The 20928-nt window shown below is 34.9% G+C and carries 17 protein-coding genes; 10 read left to right on the top strand and 7 right to left on the bottom strand.

Annotated elements, in window-relative coordinates; genetic code table 11:
* Positions 1 to 55: 55 nt before the first annotated feature.
* Entirely contained in the window at positions 56 to 1306 is a 1251-nt protein-coding gene (locus ACFOUY_RS13675) for an ABC transporter permease (protein WP_378961386.1), read from the bottom strand.
* 191 nt (positions 1307 to 1497) lie between these two features.
* On the opposite strand from ACFOUY_RS13675, the gene queA reads away from it, so the two are divergent.
* Together queA and ACFOUY_RS13685 are read left to right on the top strand one after the other, a co-directional pair.
* Positions 1498 to 2547: a tRNA preQ1(34) S-adenosylmethionine ribosyltransferase-isomerase QueA gene (gene queA, locus ACFOUY_RS13680; protein WP_378961387.1), complete on the top strand. Its 1050-nt coding sequence runs from the start codon at positions 1498 to 1500 to the stop codon at positions 2545 to 2547.
* A gap of 81 nt (positions 2548 to 2628) precedes the next feature.
* Positions 2629 to 3309 (top strand): 2-C-methyl-D-erythritol 4-phosphate cytidylyltransferase, encoded by a 681-nt coding sequence (locus tag ACFOUY_RS13685; RefSeq protein ID WP_378961388.1) that lies wholly within the window; start codon positions 2629 to 2631, stop codon positions 3307 to 3309.
* Between the two features lie 209 nt (positions 3310 to 3518).
* On the opposite strand, the gene ACFOUY_RS13690 is transcribed toward ACFOUY_RS13685, so the two are convergent.
* The 6 genes from ACFOUY_RS13690 to ACFOUY_RS13715 form a co-directional block, all read right to left on the bottom strand.
* Complete coding sequence (locus tag ACFOUY_RS13690; protein WP_378961389.1) at positions 3519 to 3677, bottom strand: lmo0937 family membrane protein; 159 nt, start codon at positions 3675 to 3677, stop codon at positions 3519 to 3521.
* Between the two features lie 160 nt (positions 3678 to 3837).
* On the bottom strand, positions 3838 to 4059 hold the full coding sequence (locus tag ACFOUY_RS13695; protein ID WP_010603503.1) for a DUF2795 domain-containing protein: 222 nt from the start codon (positions 4057 to 4059) through the stop codon (positions 3838 to 3840).
* Positions 4060 to 4144: 85 nt separating this feature from the next.
* The gene (locus ACFOUY_RS13700; RefSeq protein ID WP_378961390.1) at positions 4145 to 4693 is read right to left on the bottom strand and encodes a cob(I)yrinic acid a,c-diamide adenosyltransferase; all 549 of its coding nucleotides are present in this window, start codon (positions 4691 to 4693) and stop codon (positions 4145 to 4147) included.
* A 70-nt stretch (positions 4694 to 4763) separates the two neighbouring features.
* The gene (locus tag ACFOUY_RS13705; protein ID WP_378961391.1) at positions 4764 to 5522 is read right to left on the bottom strand and encodes an ABC transporter ATP-binding protein; all 759 of its coding nucleotides are present in this window, start codon (positions 5520 to 5522) and stop codon (positions 4764 to 4766) included.
* 106 nt (positions 5523 to 5628) lie between these two features.
* On the bottom strand, positions 5629 to 5919 hold the full coding sequence (gene gatC / locus ACFOUY_RS13710) for an Asp-tRNA(Asn)/Glu-tRNA(Gln) amidotransferase subunit GatC (RefSeq protein ID WP_378961392.1): 291 nt from the start codon (positions 5917 to 5919) through the stop codon (positions 5629 to 5631).
* A gap of 1 nt (position 5920) precedes the next feature.
* Complete coding sequence (locus ACFOUY_RS13715) at positions 5921 to 6646, bottom strand: lysophospholipid acyltransferase family protein (protein ID WP_378961393.1); 726 nt, start codon at positions 6644 to 6646, stop codon at positions 5921 to 5923.
* Between the two features lie 663 nt (positions 6647 to 7309).
* Between ACFOUY_RS13715 and trpS the strand changes: the two genes are divergently transcribed.
* From trpS to ACFOUY_RS13755, 8 genes are all read left to right on the top strand, one after another.
* Positions 7310 to 8308, top strand: a complete 999-nt coding sequence (gene trpS, locus ACFOUY_RS13720; protein WP_378961394.1) for a tryptophan--tRNA ligase — start codon at positions 7310 to 7312, stop codon at positions 8306 to 8308.
* A gap of 75 nt (positions 8309 to 8383) precedes the next feature.
* Positions 8384 to 9010, top strand: coding sequence for a deoxynucleoside kinase (locus ACFOUY_RS13725; protein WP_378961395.1), 627 nt, complete (start codon positions 8384 to 8386; stop codon positions 9008 to 9010).
* Positions 9011 to 9131: 121 nt separating this feature from the next.
* The gene (kdsB, locus tag ACFOUY_RS13730) at positions 9132 to 9917 is read left to right on the top strand and encodes a 3-deoxy-manno-octulosonate cytidylyltransferase (RefSeq protein WP_378961396.1); all 786 of its coding nucleotides are present in this window, start codon (positions 9132 to 9134) and stop codon (positions 9915 to 9917) included.
* Between the two features lie 147 nt (positions 9918 to 10064).
* A complete protein-coding gene (locus ACFOUY_RS13735; protein WP_378961397.1) occupies positions 10065 to 10607 on the top strand; it encodes a hypothetical protein in 543 nt (180 codons plus the stop codon).
* A 790-nt stretch (positions 10608 to 11397) separates the two neighbouring features.
* Positions 11398 to 13014 carry a CTP synthase gene (locus ACFOUY_RS13740; protein WP_378961398.1) on the top strand — a complete coding sequence of 539 codons (1617 nt, stop codon included), beginning with the start codon at positions 11398 to 11400 and terminating at the stop codon, positions 13012 to 13014.
* A gap of 20 nt (positions 13015 to 13034) precedes the next feature.
* A complete protein-coding gene (gene yidC, locus ACFOUY_RS13745) occupies positions 13035 to 14834 on the top strand; it encodes a membrane protein insertase YidC (RefSeq protein WP_378961399.1) in 1800 nt (599 codons plus the stop codon).
* A 368-nt stretch (positions 14835 to 15202) separates the two neighbouring features.
* Complete coding sequence (locus tag ACFOUY_RS13750) at positions 15203 to 18064, top strand: S9 family peptidase (protein ID WP_378961400.1); 2862 nt, start codon at positions 15203 to 15205, stop codon at positions 18062 to 18064.
* A gap of 131 nt (positions 18065 to 18195) precedes the next feature.
* Positions 18196 to 19467 carry a nucleoside recognition domain-containing protein gene (locus ACFOUY_RS13755; protein ID WP_378961402.1) on the top strand — a complete coding sequence of 424 codons (1272 nt, stop codon included), beginning with the start codon at positions 18196 to 18198 and terminating at the stop codon, positions 19465 to 19467.
* Positions 19468 to 20928: the final 1461 nt, after the last annotated feature.

Raw genomic sequence — 20928 nt, forward strand, 5'->3', positions numbered from 1 at the left:
GTAGAAATTAATTTCAGCAAGGGATTTTTTATTAAACCTAAAATATTTTTCCGAATTACGATCTAATCGCTTCAACAGGATCTAATCTTGATGCTGAATACGCTGGCCAAAAACCTGAAATGGTTCCAATTATTACAGATATACCAATACCTAAAACGATATTATTTACACCCAGAATAATGTGAAAATCGGTTATTGCACCAATTGCTAATGCGAGCAAATAAACGAGCAACAACCCGAATAAACCGCCCAAAATACAAAGAGAAATGGCTTCGAATATGAATTGCAATAGAATAAAGTATCTTTTTGCACCTAATGATTTTTGAATACCAATAATATTAGTTCGTTCTTTTACAGATACAAACATAATATTAGCGATGCTAAAACCACCAACTAAAATCGAGAAGCCACCAATAACCCAACCAGCTAAATTCACTACATCGAACATTTTATTTAGTTGGTTCGAAAGTATAGTAGTTTTATTTAATGCAAAATCATCTTCTTGGTTTGGTCTTAAACGATGAATAGACCTCATTACCCCCAAAAGTTCGCTCTCTACTTCTTCTAAAGAAACATTATCAGAACCTCTAACTGTAATTTGAGGATTATATCGTTCATTCTGGATATCTAAAATTCCTTTTGCAAAATTTATAGGAATATTTACACTTTTATCGAGCGATGTACCAAGCATATCTTCGCCTTCCTTAACAAAAACACCTATAACCGTAACTCTTCTACCTAAAATCTGCACTTGTTTACCAATCGGATCATCGCTTCCAAATAATCCTTCGGCAATTTCAGAACCAATTAAACAAACAGGCGTTCCATTATTGCTTTCAGTTTCTGTAAAATAACGACTTCGCCCTGGTTGCAATTCAAAATTCCATGTCTTATCGAAATCCTGAGAAGCAGCAGATATTGTGATCCCTTCAACTGAGCCACTCCTATATTTTATTGTTCTATTGCTGGTGGAAATCTCAAAAGTAATACCATCAGCATTCTGCATACGTTGCTTTAAGGATTCGAAATCGCGTAGCGATGGTTGCGGACGATTTGCATACTTCCACCAAGGATAGTTATCGCCAAAACTCCAAGGCCATTTTTGAACATAAATTGTGTTAGAACCTAATTTATCTACACTCGATTGTAATTTACCGCGAAAGGTATCTACACCAGAAAACACAAAAATGATTACAAAAATACCAATGGTTATCGCCAGAAGAGATAACATTGTACGTAATTTATTTTGGCGTAATGCATCAAATGCAAAACGAAAACTCTCGCCTATAAGCCTGAAAACTATCATAATTAATGGTTAGATGCAAAGAGGTGAAAAAGGTTACAGTTCATATTCAAAACTAATTAATTTTATATCGATAAAAGATGTTATTTTGACATTAAAAAGTATTAAAACATAATATACTAAAATTGCGTTTGATAAAATACGAAAAAGAAAAATTAAATTCGTATTTTTGCACCTCAAAAAATTCATCAAGAATGAAATTATCACAATTCAAATTCAACTTACCAGAGTCATTAATTGCCAACAATCCATCTGAACAACGCGATGAAGCACGTTTGATGGTTTTACACAAAGACAGCGGTAAAATTGAACATAAAATTTTTAAAGACGTTTTAGGTTATTTCGATGACAAAGACGTTATGATATTAAATAACACTAAAGTTTTTCCTGCACGTTTGTACGGCAATAAAGAGAAAACAGGTGCTACTATCGAGGTTTTCTTGCTTCGTGAATTAAATAAAGAATTACGTTTATGGGACGTTTTAGTAGATCCAGCCCGTAAAATTCGTGTTGGTAATAAATTATATTTCGGAGATGACGATTTATTAGTTGCCGAAGTTGTAGATAACACGACTTCACGTGGGCGTACTATTCGTTTCTTATTTGAAGGAACTGACGAAGAATTTAGAAAAAACGTTGAAATTTTAGGTGAAACTCCACTTCCTAAATATATTAAACGTAAAGCCACTGCTGAAGATAAAGAACGTTACCAAACAATTTTCGCTAAACACGAAGGTGCCGTAGCAGCTCCAACTGCAGGTTTACACTTTAGTCGCGAGTTAATGAAACGCCTTGAACTTAAAGGTGTAGAATTTGCAGAAGTTACTCTGCATGTAGGTTTAGGCACTTTCAGAACTGTTGAAGTTGAAGATTTAACTAAACATAAAATGGATTCTGAGCAATTTATAATTGAGCAAAAAGATGCAAATATTGTAAATAAAGCTTTAGAAGAAAAAAGAAGAATCTGCGCTGTTGGCACAACTTCAATGCGTTCTATAGAATCTGCAGTTTCTGCAAACAGAACTTTAAAGGCCGCTAACGACTGGACAAGTAAGTTTATCTTCCCCCCTTACGAATTTAGCATTGCAAATTCAATGATTACCAATTTTCACACACCAGAATCTACTTTATTAATGATGGTTAGTGCTTTCGGTGGTTACGAAAACGTAATGAACGCTTACGAAGTTGCAGTAAAAGAAAAATATAAATTCTACAGCTATGGCGATGCCATGCTAATTATCTAGGATAGATTCAAGTATTAAGTATCAAGTATAAAGACTGAGTTCTTTTACTTGCTACTTGATACTAAATACTTGATACTTTTGATGATGAAATACTACGCTGTAATTGTAGCAGGAGGTTCGGGAAATCGGATGCAGACTGAAACCCCAAAACAATTTCTATTGCTTAATAACCTTCCGGTTTTAATGCACACAATAAAAGCTTTTGCACATAGCGATACCCAGCCAAAAATATTAGTTGTTTTACATCAAGACCAACACAATTATTGGAAGCGCCTTTGTAATGAGTTTAATTTTAATGTACCGCATCAAATAATTGCAGGTGGCTCAGAAAGATTTCATTCTGTTCAGAATGCTATTGATACAATTGATGAAGATAGTTTTGTGGCAATACATGATGCTGTTAGGCCATTAATATCTAAGCAGCTAATAGATAATAGCTACAAAAAAGCTATAGAGATAGGCAATGTAATTGTTGCTGTACAATCTAGCGATAGCGTAAGGCTTTCAAAAGAAGGACAAACATTAGCTATTAAGCGAAATGAAGTTTACTTAGTTCAAACGCCACAAATTTTTAACATTGCGATTTTAAAAGCTGCCTACAAACAACCTTTCGAAGCAAGCTTTACAGATGACGCGAGTGTAGTAGAGGCTTTGGGAGAAAAAATAAATATTATCGACGGCGAACGTAATAACATTAAGATAACCTACCCTATCGATTTAGAGTTGGCAGAAATGCTACTCAACAAAAATGAGACTGTCTAAGAATAACTCATTCAGAAATCTTAAAAGAATTAAATTTGGCGTTGTCGTTATACTCAGCTTAACTGAGTATCTTAATGCTTTAATAAGTACTCATTTTTGATCCTTCCGTTGCATTAAGATTCCCGTTTTCACGGGAATGACGAACTCAAACATATTATTCTGCTAAAAAATCTTCTAAATTAATTCTGAGACAGCCTCATTTTAAATTTTTAGGATGCTCTGCCAATAATCTTAAGTAATATTGCTATAACGGCTATTACAAGTAAAACGTGGATAATTCCGCCCACATCTCCAAAACCGTGAAATACAAATCCTATAACCCATAGTATAACTAATACCACTGCTACTAAATACAATAAATTTCCCATAGTGTTAATTTTTTAAGTAATGTTGATGTATTAACACACTGGATAAAGTTTTGTTTAAAAAATGTAAATATTTTTAAAGATTAAGTTTTACATCAAATAATTTCAAAAAATCAGATAAAACAAAAGCTCCTAATTTTCATTAGGAGCTTTTAAGGTTTTGTTAGTATTCATCCTCATTAAAGAAGAAATCTTCTTTGGTTGGATAATCTGGCCAAATTTCCTCTATGGTTTCATAAGGCTCTCCGTCGTCTTCTAACGCCTGTAAATTTTCAATAACTTCTACAGGTGCTCCAGAACGGATACCGTAATCGATTAACTCATCTTTTGTTGCAGGCCATGGTGCGTCTTCCAGGTGGGAAGCTAATTCTAGTGTCCAATACATATCTTCAATTCAATTAAATTCTTATTCTTAATAATGCGCAAAGTATATTAAAATTTTTGAGCAAAACAAACTTATTTTTCCACCATTAAATTCGAGGTATCCAAATGTTTTCTTCTGCTCCGAAATCCATGTTCAGTTTTCGTGCCAAAACAAATAAATAATCGCTCAAACGATTCAAGTAAACTGTTACTCGCTCATCTACAAAGCTATTTTCTGCAAGTGCTACCGTTAATCGTTCAGCTCTTCTACAAACACAACGGGCAATATGGCAGTAAGAAACCACAGTATTCCCACCAGGTAAAACAAAATGCTTTAACGCAGGTAAAACTTCATTCATATCATCCATTTCTTTTTCAAGCAAAGTAATGTCTGCATCATGCAAATCAGGAATCTTCATTTTAGATTTTTCAGGGTCGGCTGCCAAAGAAGCGCCAACCGTAAATAACCTATCCTGAATTTCTTTTAATAATTGCTGATGATGCGAATCGATATCCTGACACATAATTAAACCGATGTACGAATTTAATTCATCAACGGTTCCGTAAGCCTCAATACGTAAGTGATATTTTGCAACCCGGGTTCCACCAATTAGCGATGTTTGACCCTTATCGCCTGTTTTAGTGTAGATTTTCATACCCCCTAGCCCCCTAAAGGGGGAATTAGTTTCGTTTATCCCAAATCCCCTAAAGGGGATTTAGAGGTTATTAATTTATTTTTTCCCAGTCGCTTCCGCTATCTTTTAAAGCCTGCAAACGTGGCGAAACATTTTTAATATCTGTATTAAAGTAATCGTTTTCTATTAAACCATCACGCATACGTACAATTCGGTGAGCATGTTGGGCAATATCTTCCTCGTGTGTTACCAAAATAATTGTATTTCCTTTACTATGAATTTCTTCGAGCAAGCCCATAATTTCGATTGATGTTTTGGTATCTAAGTTACCTGTTGGCTCATCGGCAAGAATAATAGATGGATCGTTTATTAATGCTCTGGCAACTGCAACGCGTTGGCGTTGACCACCAGAAAGTTCGTTAGGTTTATGATCCATACGATTTCCTAGACCAACATTTTCTAAAGCTTTGGCAGCTCGTGCATCTCTATCTTTTTTACTGTTACCAGCGTAAATTAATGGCAGCGCAACATTATCTAAAGAAGTTGAGCGTGGTAAAAGGTTAAATGTTTGAAAAACGAAACCAATTTCCTGATTACGAACTTCGGCCAGGGCATCATCCGTCATGTGGCTAACATCCGTTCCGTTTAATATGTAAGTTCCGCTGGATGGGGTATCTAAACAACCTAAAATATTCATCAATGTAGACTTACCAGAACCAGAAGGGCCCATTAACGCTACAAATTCACCTTTATTAATATCTAAACTAACTGATTTTAAAGCGTGAATTACCTCTGAACCGATAACGTATTTACGCCCAATTTCTTTAATGGTGATGAGTGGTTGCGACATAGTTTTTATTTTTTAGACAAGGGTAATGGTTAAGATGTTACAAGCAATTTAAAAATTATCAATTGTAACACATGAGGAAATCTAATTTCTCGATGATTTATCTAAATTATTTTTCTATAATTTTTGGAACCATGAAAAATTGTTCGGTGTGTTTTGCCGCATTTTTTAAACCATCTGCAGTAGAAATTTCTTGTTTAACCACATCCTCACGCCAAACGTTTGTAGCTTCATTCATATAAACCAGTGGCTTAACAGAAGAAGTATCTAACTCATTTAACTTTTCCATAAAGGATAAAATCTTATTCATTTCCGGAATAAGTGTATCTACTTCTTTTTCATCAATATGAATTCTTGCCAAGTCGGCTATTTTATAAATGGTCTTTGCGTCTAAATTCATATTATACTAGTTTACTTTCAATCAAATTAAAAACCTTTTCTTTCAATCCATCGGTATCGGCATCTGTTAACTGCGATGTGCTAATCGGTTTGTGGATGTAAATATCGCAAATTCCGGGCTTACTTCCATGTTTTGCACCATCATCCCAATTAATTTTCCAAACATTAGTAATACTTACAGGTACTAATGGAATGTTTTTATCAATAGCCAGGCGAAATGGACCATTTTTAAACTCGCCAAGTTTTGGAGGGTAATGGTCGTCAATTTTACCTTCGGGAAAAATTATTAAACTCATTCCTTTTTCTAAATTCTCGCCTGCTTTTTTAAAAGCTCTAAAAGCAGATATTTTACTATCGCGATTTACAGAGATATCGATGGTTTTAAAAAATATGCCTAAGACTGGGTTATTTAGCAACTCATCTTTTCCCATAAAATGATATCGACCTTTTGCAAGGATACAAAATATCATAATATCTAAATTAGAAGTATGGTTGGCACAGTAAATATAGGTTTGCTTATTATTTAAAGCTTCTTCGAATTTAAAGGCAAAAATTACACCTGCAAATAAACTACAAAGAAAACTATTCGCCTTTCGGAAAAAGTTTAATATGCCATAATATCTCGGGTTCCGAGAGCAAAGAAAATAGACCGGATAAAATAGTGCAAAGAAAAACAGTATCCAAAAGAGATACCAAACGCGATGTATTTGCCTAAAAAAATTGGTCATAACTGCCAAAAATATAAATTAATGCGATATTTCTTTACAGATAATATCTATTTCGAAAATTATTTATCTCTGGTTAGTGTTATCGTACTATGTGATAGGTCATGCTGACATTGCTGGTTTTAATCCAACTATAAGTTAATATTTTGAAAAGTCATTGTTCCAGTAAAAATTGAATATTGATTTTATGAAATAACTTTTTGCTGAAGATGATAGCATTAATGGGTCTAATATAAATTACTATGCTAACATAACTTATGCCTTAATATGCCTTTATCTATGACGCATCTACGCTTCATCTACAACGATGATACGCTTTAACTATAGATGGAATAGCTACATATTAACGTTTAGTTTTTGCGAATTAAAGTTTAAAAATTATAAATAATGTTAGTCTGAATGGATTTGAAGACTATTGTACGCACTTCGATTACGCTCCGTGTAACAAACTGTAAATTTGAAAAATGAATTACTCTTTATATTTAGTAAATTGTTTGAGTGGGTTGAAGACTATTTAATGAGCTACGCTTAGTGTAATCAATGTAAATTTGCATAACGGGTTAATGCAACCGAAGATTTTTGTAATTGCTCTTCAAAAAAATCTTAAAATATAAATTGAATCTATACTATAGTTTGATGCCATTTTATTTTTAATTTCGTGCCATTATGAAAGAAACAGTGGTGAGCGGGATTCGCTCTACAGGAAAATTACATTTAGGTAATTACTACGGTGCAGTAAAAAACTTTGTGCAAATGCAAAATGATTACAATTGCTACTTTTTTATTGCCGATTTACATTCTTTAACAACGCACCCTACTCCTGCCGATTTACACGGAAATATTAAACATGTTTTGGTTGAATATTTAGCAAGTGGAATTGACCCTGAAAACAGCACAATTTACATACAAAGTGATGTGCCTGAAATTGCGGAATTGTATTTATACTTAAATATGAATGCATATATGGGCGAATTAGAGCGTAGCACTTCTTTTAAAGACAAAGTTCGTGCAAACCCAGATAACGTGAATGCTGGTTTGTTAACGTATCCTGTTTTAATGGCTGCAGATATTTTAATACACAAGGCTACTAAAGTTCCGGTTGGAAAAGACCAGGAACAACATTTAGAAATGGCTCGTACTTTTGGAAATCGTTTTAACAGATTATACAATACAGAATATTTCCCTGAGCCTTACGCTTTTAGTTTTACAGAAAAACTGGTAAAAGTACCTGGTTTAGATGGAAAAGGTAAAATGGGAAAATCGGAAGGCGAAGCTAATGCTGTTTATCTTTCTGATGATCCGGAAACGATTCGTAAAAAAGTAATGAGAGCTGTAAGCGATGGCGGTCCGACGGAAGAAAATCAGGCTAAACCAGAAGCTATTCAAAATCTTTTCGATTTAATGAAAGTCGTTTCGAGTGCAGATACCCATCAGCATTTTGATGATTTATACAATAAAATGCAAATCCGTTATGGCGATTTTAAGAAACAATTGGCTGAGGATATGATTATTGCAACAACGCCAATGCGTGAGCGCATTCAGGATATTGCAAAAGATGATGCTTACTTGAGGCAAGTTGCTAGACATGGCGCCCTAAAAGCGCGCGAAAGCGCACAAAAAACAATTAGAGAAGTACGTAGTTTAATCGGGTTTAAAAGTTTTTAATTTAGCAAGGTTAAGGTTTAGATTGAGAAACTTACCTTAGACTTAGCCTCAACCTTAATTTTAAAATAGGAAAAAATGCACATAGCAATCGTAGGAAATATAGGCGCTGGTAAAACGACTTTAACAGGTTTATTAGCAAAAAATTATGGGTGGGAAGCTTTATACGAAGCTGTGGATAACAACCCTTATCTCGAAGATTTTTACAGCGATATGAAACGCTGGAGTTTTAACCTCCAGATTTACTTTTTAAACAGTCGTTTCCAACAAATAACTGATATTGAAGTAAATAAACGTAATGTTATTCAAGACAGAACGATTTACGAAGATGCACATATTTTCGCCGAAAACTTACATGACATGGCTTTAATGACCACTCGCGACCATGATAATTATCGTGCGATTTTCGACAATATTACCTCTTTTATTAAACCACCAGATTTGTTGGTTTATTTACGTGCATCGGTTCCAACATTGGTAAATAATATTCAACGCCGTGGACGTGAGTACGAAGCTGGTATTCGAATTGATTATTTATCTAAATTAAATGAGAAATACGAGGCCTGGATTAAAGATTATAATTTGGGTAAATTGTTAATTTTAGATAAGGACAAATTAGATTTTACTAATAATCCTGAAGATTTAGGAATAGTTATACAATCTATAGAAGCTGAAATTAATGGGTTGTTCCCCCCAACCCCCTAAAGGGGGAGCTACGGGCAAGGTGGAAATAGCAGTGACTTTAATTAAAATCAGATTTTTAATTTCGTTATCATAACAAATTAGCTTAAAAACACAAACCTAAGAATTCAAATATAAAGCATATATGAACATTGGAAAGGAAAAAGCCTCTTTAGGGGTTGAGGTTTTAGGCATTATACCAGCTCGCTTTGCTTCAACCCGCTTTCCGGGTAAACCTTTAGTAGATATAGCTGGTAAAAGCATGATACAAAGGGTTTACGAGCAAGCCTCGAAGGCAGAAAGTTTATCAAAAGTAGTAATTGCTACCGATGATGAGCGAATTGTTGAAGAAGTTAAAAGATTTGGTGGCGAATACGTAATTACCTCATCAAGCCACCAAAGCGGTACAGATAGATGTGCTGAAGTTATAGAACAGTTACCTGGTTTTGAAATTGTAATTAATATTCAGGGTGATGAACCTTTTATAGAGCCTGCTCAAATTGATTTATTAACCAGCTGTTTTACTGAAGAAAAAGTACAATTGGCAACTTTAATAAAATCTATTGAAAGCCAGGAAAGTATTTATAACCCTAACAGCCCAAAGGTTGTAATTGATATTAACGGCAGAGCAATGTATTTTAGCCGAAGCCCAATTCCATTTATTAGAAATGGAGAACCTGGCGTTTGGGCTGAGAAACATCAGTTTTACAAACATATTGGCATTTACGGCTACCGTACAGAATCATTAAAAGAAATTACCAAACTTCCGCCCTCTTCTTTAGAAATCGCTGAAAGTTTAGAACAGCTTCGCTGGATTGAAAATGGCTATTATATCCAAACAAAAGTTACCGATTTGGAAACTGTTGCTATTGATACACCCGAAGACCTTAAAAAACTAAACAAGTTGCTAAAAGCGCTAAAATCTGAGTAGAATTAAAATATAGCCACAGATTCGCAGATTATTATATTCTGTTTTTAATAAAATCTGTTAATCTGTGGCAAACTTATTTTTCATCATTTCTATTTTAATGTTATTTTAGAAAAGATTTAACATATACCAAAAATTAAATTCTATCTAATGAAAAAAAATTACTTCTTATTCCTGATTTCGATTATCACGCTTTCTGCTTGTCAATCAGGCAATAAAAAAGAAGCTGAATCATTAGAATTTAAAAATGTGAATTCGAGCATTGGTAAGTCATTCTCTGATTTAAAAACGTTAGACACTTTTAAAATTGAATTAACTGGCAGAAAACCAGAAGATATGGTGTTAAATTTCACAATTAAAAATGCAAAAGGAAAAGAAATTTACAATGCCAAATTAAAAGGTACCGAACTTGTAGGCAATACCGACCCAAACATTGATTTATCTAAACAAAAAGACCAAATAATTTTTCTGAAAACAATAGCCAACGATTTCTTTAGTGATGATAATTTCTTAGAGCCTGCTGTAATGCCCAACGATAAAGCTGATAATTACACACCAGATAAAGCACTTTACGAAGAACTAAAAAAATCTGGTTTAAATGGCTTCAAATACCGTTTAGGCAAAGAAAACAACATCTACATTGCATGGAGTGAAAAAGAGCAGAAAGTAAAAATATATTACAATTGTTGTTAAAATTACAGCATCTTTCTTTCTATAAACCCTATAAAATTGGAATATTCTAGCAATATTAAGAAAAGTTGAAAAATGATTTATAGATTTTATAAAGGTGCGTGGGGACACGCACCTTGGCTATGGAGTGGGGACACCAATGCTATTAACTTAAGGAGAATATAAAAATATTGTCATCCTGAGCGTAGTCGAAGGAAAGATATTTTTGTATTCGACTATTAAAAAGGTCTTCGACTACGCTACCATTGACGTTTTTTGTTTGTAGTCATTGCGAAGCAGGGTTTGTGTGAGCTGAAGCAATCTTATTTCAATTATCTTTCGAATAAGATTGCTTCGTACCTCGCAATGACGATTGCCTTAAAACGTTATTTATATTTATTTTATGAAATAAATTAACCCTCAGAATGACAAGGTTTGTGCATAAGTTAATAGCATTGGTGGGGACACGCACCTTGGCTATTGCCATGAAATATCTCTCCAAGTTCTATAAAGTAATTGGAGTTGAAATTTAAACAGTTTCTAAGTTAATTAAACCCGGTTGCAGCGATATACTTTTTAGCTTTTTCTGCTAAAAAGATTTAGCGAAAAACGGGGCTAACATTAACAAATGCTTCTGACTTTGCTTCACAAAAAAACAGAAAACAACTAAGCATTTCCCTAATTCTCTAAATCACATTGCTTTATCATTTTTAAAATTACCAAGTTTTATTTCTACATGAACGAGTAATTTTACTACCTTTGTACCCCGTACAAAAAGCAACATTTTTTGCCTTTGTTGCATAAATTCACAATCATGACTAAGTATATTTTTGTTACGGGCGGTGTTACTTCCTCTTTAGGTAAGGGCATCATTTCCGCATCTTTAGCTAAACTTTTACAGGCACGAGGTTATCGTGTAACCATTCAAAAATTCGATCCGTACATAAATATCGATCCGGGAACTTTAAATCCATACGAGCACGGTGAGTGTTTTGTTACAGAAGATGGTGCTGAAACCGATTTAGATCTTGGTCATTATGAGCGTTTCCTAAACGTTCCAACTTCTCAGGCAAATAACATTACAACAGGTCGTATTTACCAAAACGTAATCAGCAAAGAGCGTAAAGGTGAGTATTTAGGCAAAACTGTTCAGGTTGTACCTCATATTACCGATGAAATTAAACGCAATATGCGTATTCTTGGCGACAGTGGCGATTATGATATCGTAATTACAGAGCTTGGTGGTACAGTTGGTGATATCGAATCTTTACCTTTTATCGAGGCAGTTCGTCAGTTTAAATGGGAAGAAGGAAGTTCTAACGCCATTGTAATTCACTTAACTTTAGTTCCTTATTTAGCTGCTGCTGGCGAGTTGAAAACGAAACCTACGCAACACTCGGTTAAGGCTTTATTAGAATATGGTATTCAGCCAGACATCCTGGTTTGTAGAACAGAACATCACTTAGGGATGGACTTGAGAAAAAAAATCGCTTTGTTTTGTAACGTTAACATCAATGCAGTAGTCGAATCGATGGATGCATCTACAATTTATGATGTACCGTTACTGATGTTAAAAGAACAATTAGATAAAACGGTTTTAGCAAAATTAAAGTTACCGACTAAAAATGATCCGGATATGGAAAGCTGGAAAGATTTTCTTGGTCGTTTAAAAAACCCAACTGCCGAGGTTAAAATTGGTTTGGTTGGTAAATATGTAGAATTGCCTGATGCTTATAAATCAATTATAGAATCTTTTGTACATGCTGGTTCTAAAAATGAGTGTAAGGTTAAGGTAGAATATATTCACTCTGAAGGTATTTTCCCTGATAACGTAAAAGAAAAATTAGGTCATTTACAAGGTGTTTTAGTTGCACCAGGTTTTGGCAGTCGCGGTATTGAAGGTAAAATCGATACCATTAAATTCGTTCGCGAAAATAATATTCCTTTCTTCGGTATTTGCTTAGGTATGCAATGTGCTGTTATTGAGTACGGACGTAATGTTTTAGGCTTAAAAGGTGCACATACTGTAGAAATTGAAGAAAATGCTGAAAATCCTGTTATTAACATGATGGAAGAGCAGAAAAAAATAACCAATAAAGGCGGTACAATGCGTTTGGGTTCTTATCCTTGCGATATTAAGAAAGGTACAAAGGCATTCGCTATTTATGGCAAACAACACATTAACGAGCGTCACCGTCATCGTTACGAATTTAACAACGATTACTTAAAACAATACGAAGAAGCAGGAATGATTGCATCGGGAATTAATCCTGAATCGGGTCTTGTAGAGATTGTAGAGTTAAAAAACCATCCATTTTTCGTGGGCGGACAATTTCACCCTGAATTAAAATCAACAGTAGCAAATCCTCACCCACTTTTTGTTAAATTTGTGGCCGCTGCAATGGAGTATGCTAAAAAGAAAACAAATTAACTGCAGCATAAAAATAAATAATGGATAGAAATACCTTTACAGGATTATTCCTGATTATGATCATTTTGGCAGGATCATTCTACTTCTTCAAACCAAGTGAAGCAGAACTAAAAAAAGCCAAAGAAACTGAGAAAATAGATTCGCTTAAAAAAGCAGGTGTTACTGCAACAACTTTAAAAGATACTGTAAAAAATACTGCAACTACTACAACTCCTGCAGTAGATTCATTAGCGTTTAAAGGTCCTTTTGGTACTGCTTTGGCAGGAACAGAATCGAATACAATTATAGAAAACCAAAACTTGTTAATTACTTTAAGTAACAAGGGAGGTAAAATTGTTTCGGTACAAGTTAAAGGTCAAAAAACGTTTGATGGTAAACCATTAATTTTATTTAGTGGCAACGATAACAAATTCGGTTTAAACCTTAATGCGGCAGGAAAAGCAATCAACACAAATGATTTGTACTTTACGCCAGTTAAAAATGGCAACAATGTAACCATGCGTGCTAATTACGGCGCAAATGCTTACGTAGAATTTGCTTATACTTTAAAGCCAGACAGCAATAAAGTGGCTTTTAATGTTAATTTAGTTGGTTTACAGCAGGTTATTACCGGTAATTCAATTAATTTAAACTGGGATGCTACATTATTACAACAAGAAAAATCTATTGAAAGTGAGCACCGTTATTCTGCGCCTTATTACAAGTATTTAAATGGAGACGTAGATCATTTAAGTGTTTCTAAAGACGAAAAAGAAGAGTTAGCTAAAGGAAAAATTCAATGGGTTTCATTTAAACAGCACTTTTTCTCTGCTTCGTTAATTGCTAAACAAGGTTTTGAAAAAGGAAGTTTAGAAGTTAAAATTCCAACAACGCCAGGTCAGATTAAATTCTACAGTGCAAATATGCAGTTACCATACACGCATCTTGCAAACCAAGCTTACGAAATGGAATTCTATTTCGGTACAAACAAATTCTCAGCTCTAAAAGCTCAAGGATATGACCTGGAACAACAAGTTGATATGGGTTACTGGCCCTTAAAATATGTTAACCGTTTCATCGTATTACCAGTATTTAATTTCTTAAATGGATTTGGATGGAATTATGGCTTAATTATTTTTGCTCTTACCATTCTATTAAAACTTGCTTTATCTCCGTTAACTTACAAGTCGTACTTATCAATGGCTAAAATGAGGGTTTTAAAGCCCGAAATGGATGAGATTAAAGCGAAGGTTGGCGAAGATAATCCTACATTAGTTCAACAGGAATATTTAAAACTCTATAAAAAGGCAGGCGTAAATCCGCTCGGAGGTTGTTTACCCATGCTTTTACAATTGCCGTTAGTTATGGCTTTCTTCTTCTTCTTCCCGAATTTATTCGAATTAAGGCAAGAAAGTTTCCTTTGGATGAAAGATTTATCTACTTATGATGAGTTTATTCGTTTTGGTGTAAAAATTCCTTTTATTGGCGACCACTTAAGTTTAATGTGTGTATTGATGACCATCTCTACATTGATTATGACTTATTTTAACAACCAGGTTTCTGGCGCTACTGGCCAAATGAAATACATTGGTTACATTATGCCAGTAATTTTCTTAGGTGTTTTAAATAGCTACCCTGCGGGATTAAACTACTACTATTTCTTAGCCAACTTAATGACTTTCGGACAGCAGTTCTTAATCCGTAAAATGGTTGATGATGATAAAATTCATGCTTTAATTCAACAGAACAAAGCTAGACCAGCGGACGAGAAAAAGAAAAAATCTAAATTCCAACAGCGTTTAGATGATTACATGCGTCAGCAGCAACAAGCTAAAAAGTAATTAGCTAAAAATATTTTAAAGCCTCGATTTTGTGAAAAGCAAATCGAGGCTTTTTTTGCGACTTATTTGAAATTTATCTACACGAATTAGTATTACTGAAGGTTGCTTCATCTTCCCTTCGTCTTTTCAAATGGATCATAGCGAAACGGAGAAATCTTTAAACCCGTTTTAATTTCTGTTTACAAAGATTATTCACCCCCCGTCGAAATTACGGCTGACTAAACAGATTAAAACTAGATAGATCTAGGGCTTTTATGAAACAAAAACCATCATTATTTGTAATATTTGCCATACATCCTTTATATTAACATAAAAATTTGCAATTTTTATGAACTAAATCTCAACCAACAAATTAACTTATTCCTAAAATGCAAAAAAGACTAACAATTGTTCTGTTTTTCGTTGTCAGCTTTGCCTATGCGCAAAAAAAACCTTTAGATCATAAAGTTTATGATACCTGGGAATCGATAGGTACAAAACAATTATCCAATAATGGCCAATTGGCTTTGTATAGTGTTTTACAACAAGAAGGTGATGCAACATTGTATATCACTAATCTAAAAACTAATACTAAATTAACTATTCCGCGTGCATCATTAGGTCAGTTTAGCAACGATTCTAAATTCGCTGCTTTTCTAATAAAACCATTATACAAAGATTTACGTCAGGCAAAAATTAAAAAAACCAAACCTGATGCTATGCCGAAAGATACTTTAGGTATTGCCAACTTAACTTCTAACGCAGTAACCAAAGTTGCAAGAGTAAAATCGTTCAAAATGCCTGAAAATGGTTTTGGCTATTTGGCTTACCAGTTAGACAAATTAGATACCGCCAAAAAAACAACAAGCGCCGTACCTAAAAAAGATGATGAACCTGATTTTGCTGATGATGAACCAGCTGCAGGAGGTCCTAAAAAAGAGGAAGGAACTGATTTAATCGTTAAAAACCTTTTAACAAACGTTGATAAAACCTATAAATACGTTACCGATTATGCTTTTAGTAAAGATGGTAAACAATTGGTTTTTGCTTGTAGTGGTTCTAAAAAAGATAAAGCGGCTCCACAAGGTGTTTTCCTTTTAAATACCGAAAAAGGCACACTTAAAACCTTAATAAATGGTAAAGGCAGCTTTAAAGGCTTTACTTTTGATGAAGAAAGCGAACATGTAGCCTTTGTAGGTGAGCAAAGTCCGGAGAAGCAGGAAATTAAAAATTACAACGTTTATTACAATTCGCTAACGTTAGATACAGCACAAATCATTGTAGATTACGATATGCCAGGCTTACCTGCAAAATGGTCGGTAAGTGGCGATGGAAGAGTTGCTTTTAGTAAAGATGGCAAAAAACTATTCTTCGGAATTGCGCCAGTTAAAAAAGCTAAAGACACAACAATCGTAGATTTTGAAGTTGCAAAAGTTGATGTTTGGAATTACAAGGACGATTACTTGCAACCCATGCAGCTTAAAAATGCAGATAGAGATAGCAAAAGAAGTTTTCTTTCTGTAATAGATGTTTACAGTAGCGATCCGAAAGTTGTTCCGCTAACAAATCTATCTCTACCTGATGCAACTATGGTAAGTGATGGCGATGCCAATTTCGTTTTAGCATCTACAGATTTTGGCCGCAGAATTGAATCTCAATGGAGTGGTTCCACATTAAAAGACTATTATTTGGTTGATACAAAAACTGGTCAGCGTAAAAAAATTATAGAAAAACTTAATGGAAATGCCTTTGCATCTCCGCGTGGTAATTATGTAATCTATTTTGATGAAAACACTTCAAACTGGTTTACCTACAATGTTGCAACCGGGAAAGTTGTTCAGTTAAATAGCGGCATGAATGTTAAATTTGCGGATGAGGAAAATGATGTGCCAGATACACCAAAATCTTACGGAATTGCAACGTGGACTGAAGATGATAAGGCAGTTTTAATTAACGATAGATATGATATCTGGTCTTTTTCTCCTGATGGAAAAACACCTGCTAAAAATATCACCAACAACTTTGGCAGAGACAACAAAATAACACTTCGTTACCATAGAACACAACAAGACAACCGTTTTGAACGTGGCGCAGATACCAAATTTGTTAAAGCAAATGAATTAGTATGGTTAGACGGTTTTAATAATTTAACTAAAGAAAATGGATTTTATCGCAAAAACGTGGGTACGGTTAAAAATCCTGATTTAGTTGTGATGAGTAAATCCAAATATTCAAATCTATTAAAAGCAAAAGATGAAGATGTGTACATTTTCGATAAAGGAAATTATGTGGCTTCGCCAGATGTTTACGTAACTACAGATTTCAAAGCTGAAACCAAGTTAACGAGCACTAATCCACAACAAGCCAATTACAATTGGGGAACTGCAGAATTGGTTAAATGGACTACACCAAAAGGTTATCAATCTGAAGGTATTTTATATAAACCAGAAAATTTTGACCCTGCCAAGAAATATCCTATGATTGTTTATTTCTACGAAAAACTTTCTGATGGTTTATATGCTTATCAGGCTCCGGCTCCTACTCCATCAAGATTAAATATTTCTTTCTTCGTGAGTAATGGTTACTTAGTTTTTGCTCCGGATATTTCATATACAACTGGCCATCCAGGTCAATCTGCTGTAGAATTTATTAATTCGGGCGTAGAAAGCTTAAAGAAAAACAGCTGGGTTGATGGAAGTAAAATCGGTATTCAAGGACAAAGTTGGGGTGGTTATCAAGTCGCTTATTTAATTACCCAAAATAATATGTATGCAGCAGCCTGGGCTGGTGCACCAGTAGTAAATATGACATCTGCTTATGGCGGTATTCGTTGGGAAAGTGGTATGAACCGCCAGTTCCAATATGAAAAAACGCAAAGCCGCATCGGTGCTACCCTTTGGGAAAAACCAGAATTATATACAGAAAACTCTCCTTTATTCATGTTTCCAAAAGTAAATACACCAGTTGTAGTTATGGCAAACGATGCAGATGGAGCAGTGCCTTGGTATCAGGGAATTGAAATGTTTACCGGTTTACGCCGTTTAGGTAAGCCAGTTTGGATGTTAAACTACAATGGTGAAGCGCACAACTTAGTTCAACGCCAAAACCGTAAAGATATTCAAATTCGTGAGCAACAATTTTTTGATTATTACTTAAAAGGCGCAAAAGCGCCAGCCTGGATGACCAGCGGGATTCCTGCAACTGAAAAAGGAAAAACATGGGGTTTTGAACTTACTGATGATAAACCTTAGTTAGTATCTAAATCATTAATATAAAAAAGCAAGGTAGCTGAAATGTTATCTTGCTTTTCTTTTAAACAAGCGATTTTTTTATTCAATATTTTGGTACTTTCAACCCATCAACTAAAAACTAAACAACACAAATGGCATTAAGCAGAATTTGGTCAGCATTTATTATTGTAGCTATTGTTGTAGCAAGCATAAAATGCTTCTTTTTCGGACAAACAGATATTTTTAACTGGATGGTGATTGGTAAAGCCGATGATGCAGCCAATCCCCTAAAATTAGATGGTATTATCCAAACTTGTTGGGTTTCCGTAGAACTTTGCCTTAAACTTATTGGAATTTTAGCTTTATTTATGGGCTTAATGAGCATTGCTGAAAAAGCTGGCGGAATCCGTTTGTTATCGCGTATTGTTGGTCCATTCTTTTCAAAATTATTTCCTGATATCCCGAAAGGTCATCCATCGATGGGGCACATGATTATGAACTTCTCCGCTAATTTATTGGGCTTAGATAATGCAGCAACGCCTTTTGGTTTAAAAGCCATGGAAAGTTTGCAAGAACTTAATCCAAGTAAAGACACGGCTTCAAATGCACAAATCATGTTTTTATGTTTACATGCTGCCGGATTAAGTTTAATACCAGTTAGTGTAATTGCAATACGTGCTTCTCAAAATGCCTCTAATCCAACAGATGTTTTCATCCCTTGCCTGATTGTAACTTTTGTTGGAACCATGGCTGCTATGCTAATTGTTTCCTTTAAACAAAAAATTAACTTATTGCAGCCAGTTGTAATCGGCTGGATTTTAGGATTATCAGTAATAATTGCAAGCCTAGTACTATACATTAGGTCATTAGATGCAAACGGCATTCAATCTTTTTCGGGGTTATTAAGCAACGGATTAATCTTATTCATCTTTTTAGTAATTGTTCTTGGTGCTTTATACAAAAAAATAGATGTTTTTGATGCTTTTATCGATGGTGCAAAAGACGGCTTTAAAACGGCAATTAATATCATTCCTTACCTAGTTGGTATGTTGGTGGCCATTAGCCTGCTTCGTACGAGTGGCACCTTTGATGTTGTTATTAACGGAATTAAAAGTGTATTCATCTATCTCGGAACGGATACAAGATTTGTTGAAGGCTTACCAACGGCGCTTATAAGGCCATTAAGTGGTGGTGCTGCCAGAGGAATGATGGTGAGTACAATGGAAACTTATGGTCCGGATTCTTTCGCAAGTAAATTATCAGGCGTATTTCAAGGTGCTTCTGATACTACATTTTACGTTGTTGCTGTTTATTTTGGCTCTGTACAGATCAAAAACACAAGATATGCGATTGGTTCAATGCTATTGGCAGATTTAGTTGGCGTATGTACAGCAATTGGTATTTGTTATTTATTTTTTGGGTAAAACCTGTTGATAAAAAATCTAGGAGGATTTATCCAAGATTCTTTTTTGAAATAAGCTAGCCAAATTGATTTTAGAGATTGGCGCACTGAGTAAGTCGATTGTATAAAAAGTCTTCGACTCCGCTATCAATGACGTTATTCCGTAACTACCTGTTTTTGAAGCAGAAAAGAACAAAAGTTCATTATAAAAGATGCTATATGAACTAGGGTTATCAGCACTGTTCTTCCGTTGGCTAAACACCGCCCTTGTCCAGTTCGGGTAGTAGAATTTTTGCCAACCTCATACTTTAACAGAGCTGGGCGCAGGCGGCAATTTTTGTTTTTTTTGTTTGCACAAAAGAAAGAGCCTCTCGGTGGCGGCGAGCCGAGGCAAGGATGTGCGTTGGGGCTACCAGACGTTATATAAACTGATGTTTTAAACCATCTAAGGCACCTAAGAAAATCTAAGCTTAAATGGTTAAATAATTAATCCTCAGTGGGCTAAGCAGGAGTTTTCTTGGTTTTCTTTTCTATCGCTTTAGGGTTCCCGTTTTCACGGGAATGACGTATAGTGTGCGGTCATGCTGCTATTGGCGTTACGTGATGCTACCATTGACGTTATTTGCTAATCACATGATAATCAGTGTTTTTGAGTGATTATTATTTTCCATCCAGCTAAGCCTTAGTAACCTCTCTCCGTTCTACTCAAATCCGGCCTAACAAATTTTTGGGGATGTACTGTCCAAGCCAAACTACTGACTTCAATACAAAAATTTTCACCGGTAATTTTGTTTCTTTTGTTGCCAAAAGAAAAGAGCCTGTCCGGCCAGGACAATAAAACACCCCGTCCTGCGGACACCCCTCTAAAAGAGGGGAATTACAAATTGCAGAATTTAAACGTAATTCATATTGATTTTTATGAAATAAATTGACCCTCAAGATGACAATATTTTTTATATTCTCCCTAAGTTAATGACATTGGGGGTTAGGGCTACAACAATCGTCCTTCAACTCTCCTGAAGATGACAAACATATTAACCATATAGAGGCAGCTAAGGAAATCTAAGCTTAAATGGTCTTATATTTCTTAAATGGTCAATTTTTTGCTTTTTACTATAGCTGATGGTGTTGTAAAAATAGATTGCTTCGGCTCGCTCATACCCAGGCCTCGCAAGGATTGTTATAATTTCCTTCGACTACACTCTGGTTGACAAGATGATTGCAGTACATCACAACTCTTGAAACTCAAAGGTTATCCCGGGCGAAGTCGAAGGGCATATCTAAAGCTTTCAATTAAGCTACGCTCTGGGTGATAAGATTATAATATTTGAAGTAGATATAACAAAAAACACCTTATTCGATCAACTCGAATAAGGTGTTTTTTATGGTGCGCCGGGCATGGCAATCGACTATAGGGTGCAAATCCCGAACACGCTTTGCAGTAGGAAGTGTTAGCTAAAGACAAGGGTGTCGTGGGTGACTG

This window comes from Pedobacter jamesrossensis, assembly GCF_042650905.1.
Taxonomy (GTDB): domain Bacteria; phylum Bacteroidota; class Bacteroidia; order Sphingobacteriales; family Sphingobacteriaceae; genus Pedobacter; species Pedobacter jamesrossensis.

Excerpts from the sequence above, each read along its gene's own strand:
- ACFOUY_RS13675 (WP_378961386.1), bottom strand. The coding sequence starts at position 1,306 with ATGATAGTTTTCAGGCTTATAGGCGAGAGTTTTCGTTTTGCATTTGAT.
- queA (WP_378961387.1), top strand. The coding sequence starts at position 1,498 with ATGAAATTATCACAATTCAAATTCAACTTACCAGAGTCATTAATTGCC.
- ACFOUY_RS13685 (WP_378961388.1), top strand. The coding sequence starts at position 2,629 with ATGATGAAATACTACGCTGTAATTGTAGCAGGAGGTTCGGGAAATCGG.
- ACFOUY_RS13690 (WP_378961389.1), bottom strand. The coding sequence starts at position 3,677 with ATGGGAAATTTATTGTATTTAGTAGCAGTGGTATTAGTTATACTATGG.
- ACFOUY_RS13695 (WP_010603503.1), bottom strand. The coding sequence starts at position 4,059 with ATGTATTGGACACTAGAATTAGCTTCCCACCTGGAAGACGCACCATGG.
- ACFOUY_RS13700 (WP_378961390.1), bottom strand. The coding sequence starts at position 4,693 with ATGAAAATCTACACTAAAACAGGCGATAAGGGTCAAACATCGCTAATT.
- ACFOUY_RS13705 (WP_378961391.1), bottom strand. The coding sequence starts at position 5,522 with ATGTCGCAACCACTCATCACCATTAAAGAAATTGGGCGTAAATACGTT.
- gatC (WP_378961392.1), bottom strand. The coding sequence starts at position 5,919 with ATGAATTTAGACGCAAAGACCATTTATAAAATAGCCGACTTGGCAAGA.
- ACFOUY_RS13715 (WP_378961393.1), bottom strand. The coding sequence starts at position 6,646 with ATGACCAATTTTTTTAGGCAAATACATCGCGTTTGGTATCTCTTTTGG.
- trpS (WP_378961394.1), top strand. The coding sequence starts at position 7,310 with ATGAAAGAAACAGTGGTGAGCGGGATTCGCTCTACAGGAAAATTACAT.
- ACFOUY_RS13725 (WP_378961395.1), top strand. The coding sequence starts at position 8,384 with ATGCACATAGCAATCGTAGGAAATATAGGCGCTGGTAAAACGACTTTA.
- kdsB (WP_378961396.1), top strand. The coding sequence starts at position 9,132 with ATGAACATTGGAAAGGAAAAAGCCTCTTTAGGGGTTGAGGTTTTAGGC.
- ACFOUY_RS13735 (WP_378961397.1), top strand. The coding sequence starts at position 10,065 with ATGAAAAAAAATTACTTCTTATTCCTGATTTCGATTATCACGCTTTCT.
- ACFOUY_RS13740 (WP_378961398.1), top strand. The coding sequence starts at position 11,398 with ATGACTAAGTATATTTTTGTTACGGGCGGTGTTACTTCCTCTTTAGGT.
- yidC (WP_378961399.1), top strand. The coding sequence starts at position 13,035 with ATGGATAGAAATACCTTTACAGGATTATTCCTGATTATGATCATTTTG.
- ACFOUY_RS13750 (WP_378961400.1), top strand. The coding sequence starts at position 15,203 with ATGCAAAAAAGACTAACAATTGTTCTGTTTTTCGTTGTCAGCTTTGCC.
- ACFOUY_RS13755 (WP_378961402.1), top strand. The coding sequence starts at position 18,196 with ATGGCATTAAGCAGAATTTGGTCAGCATTTATTATTGTAGCTATTGTT.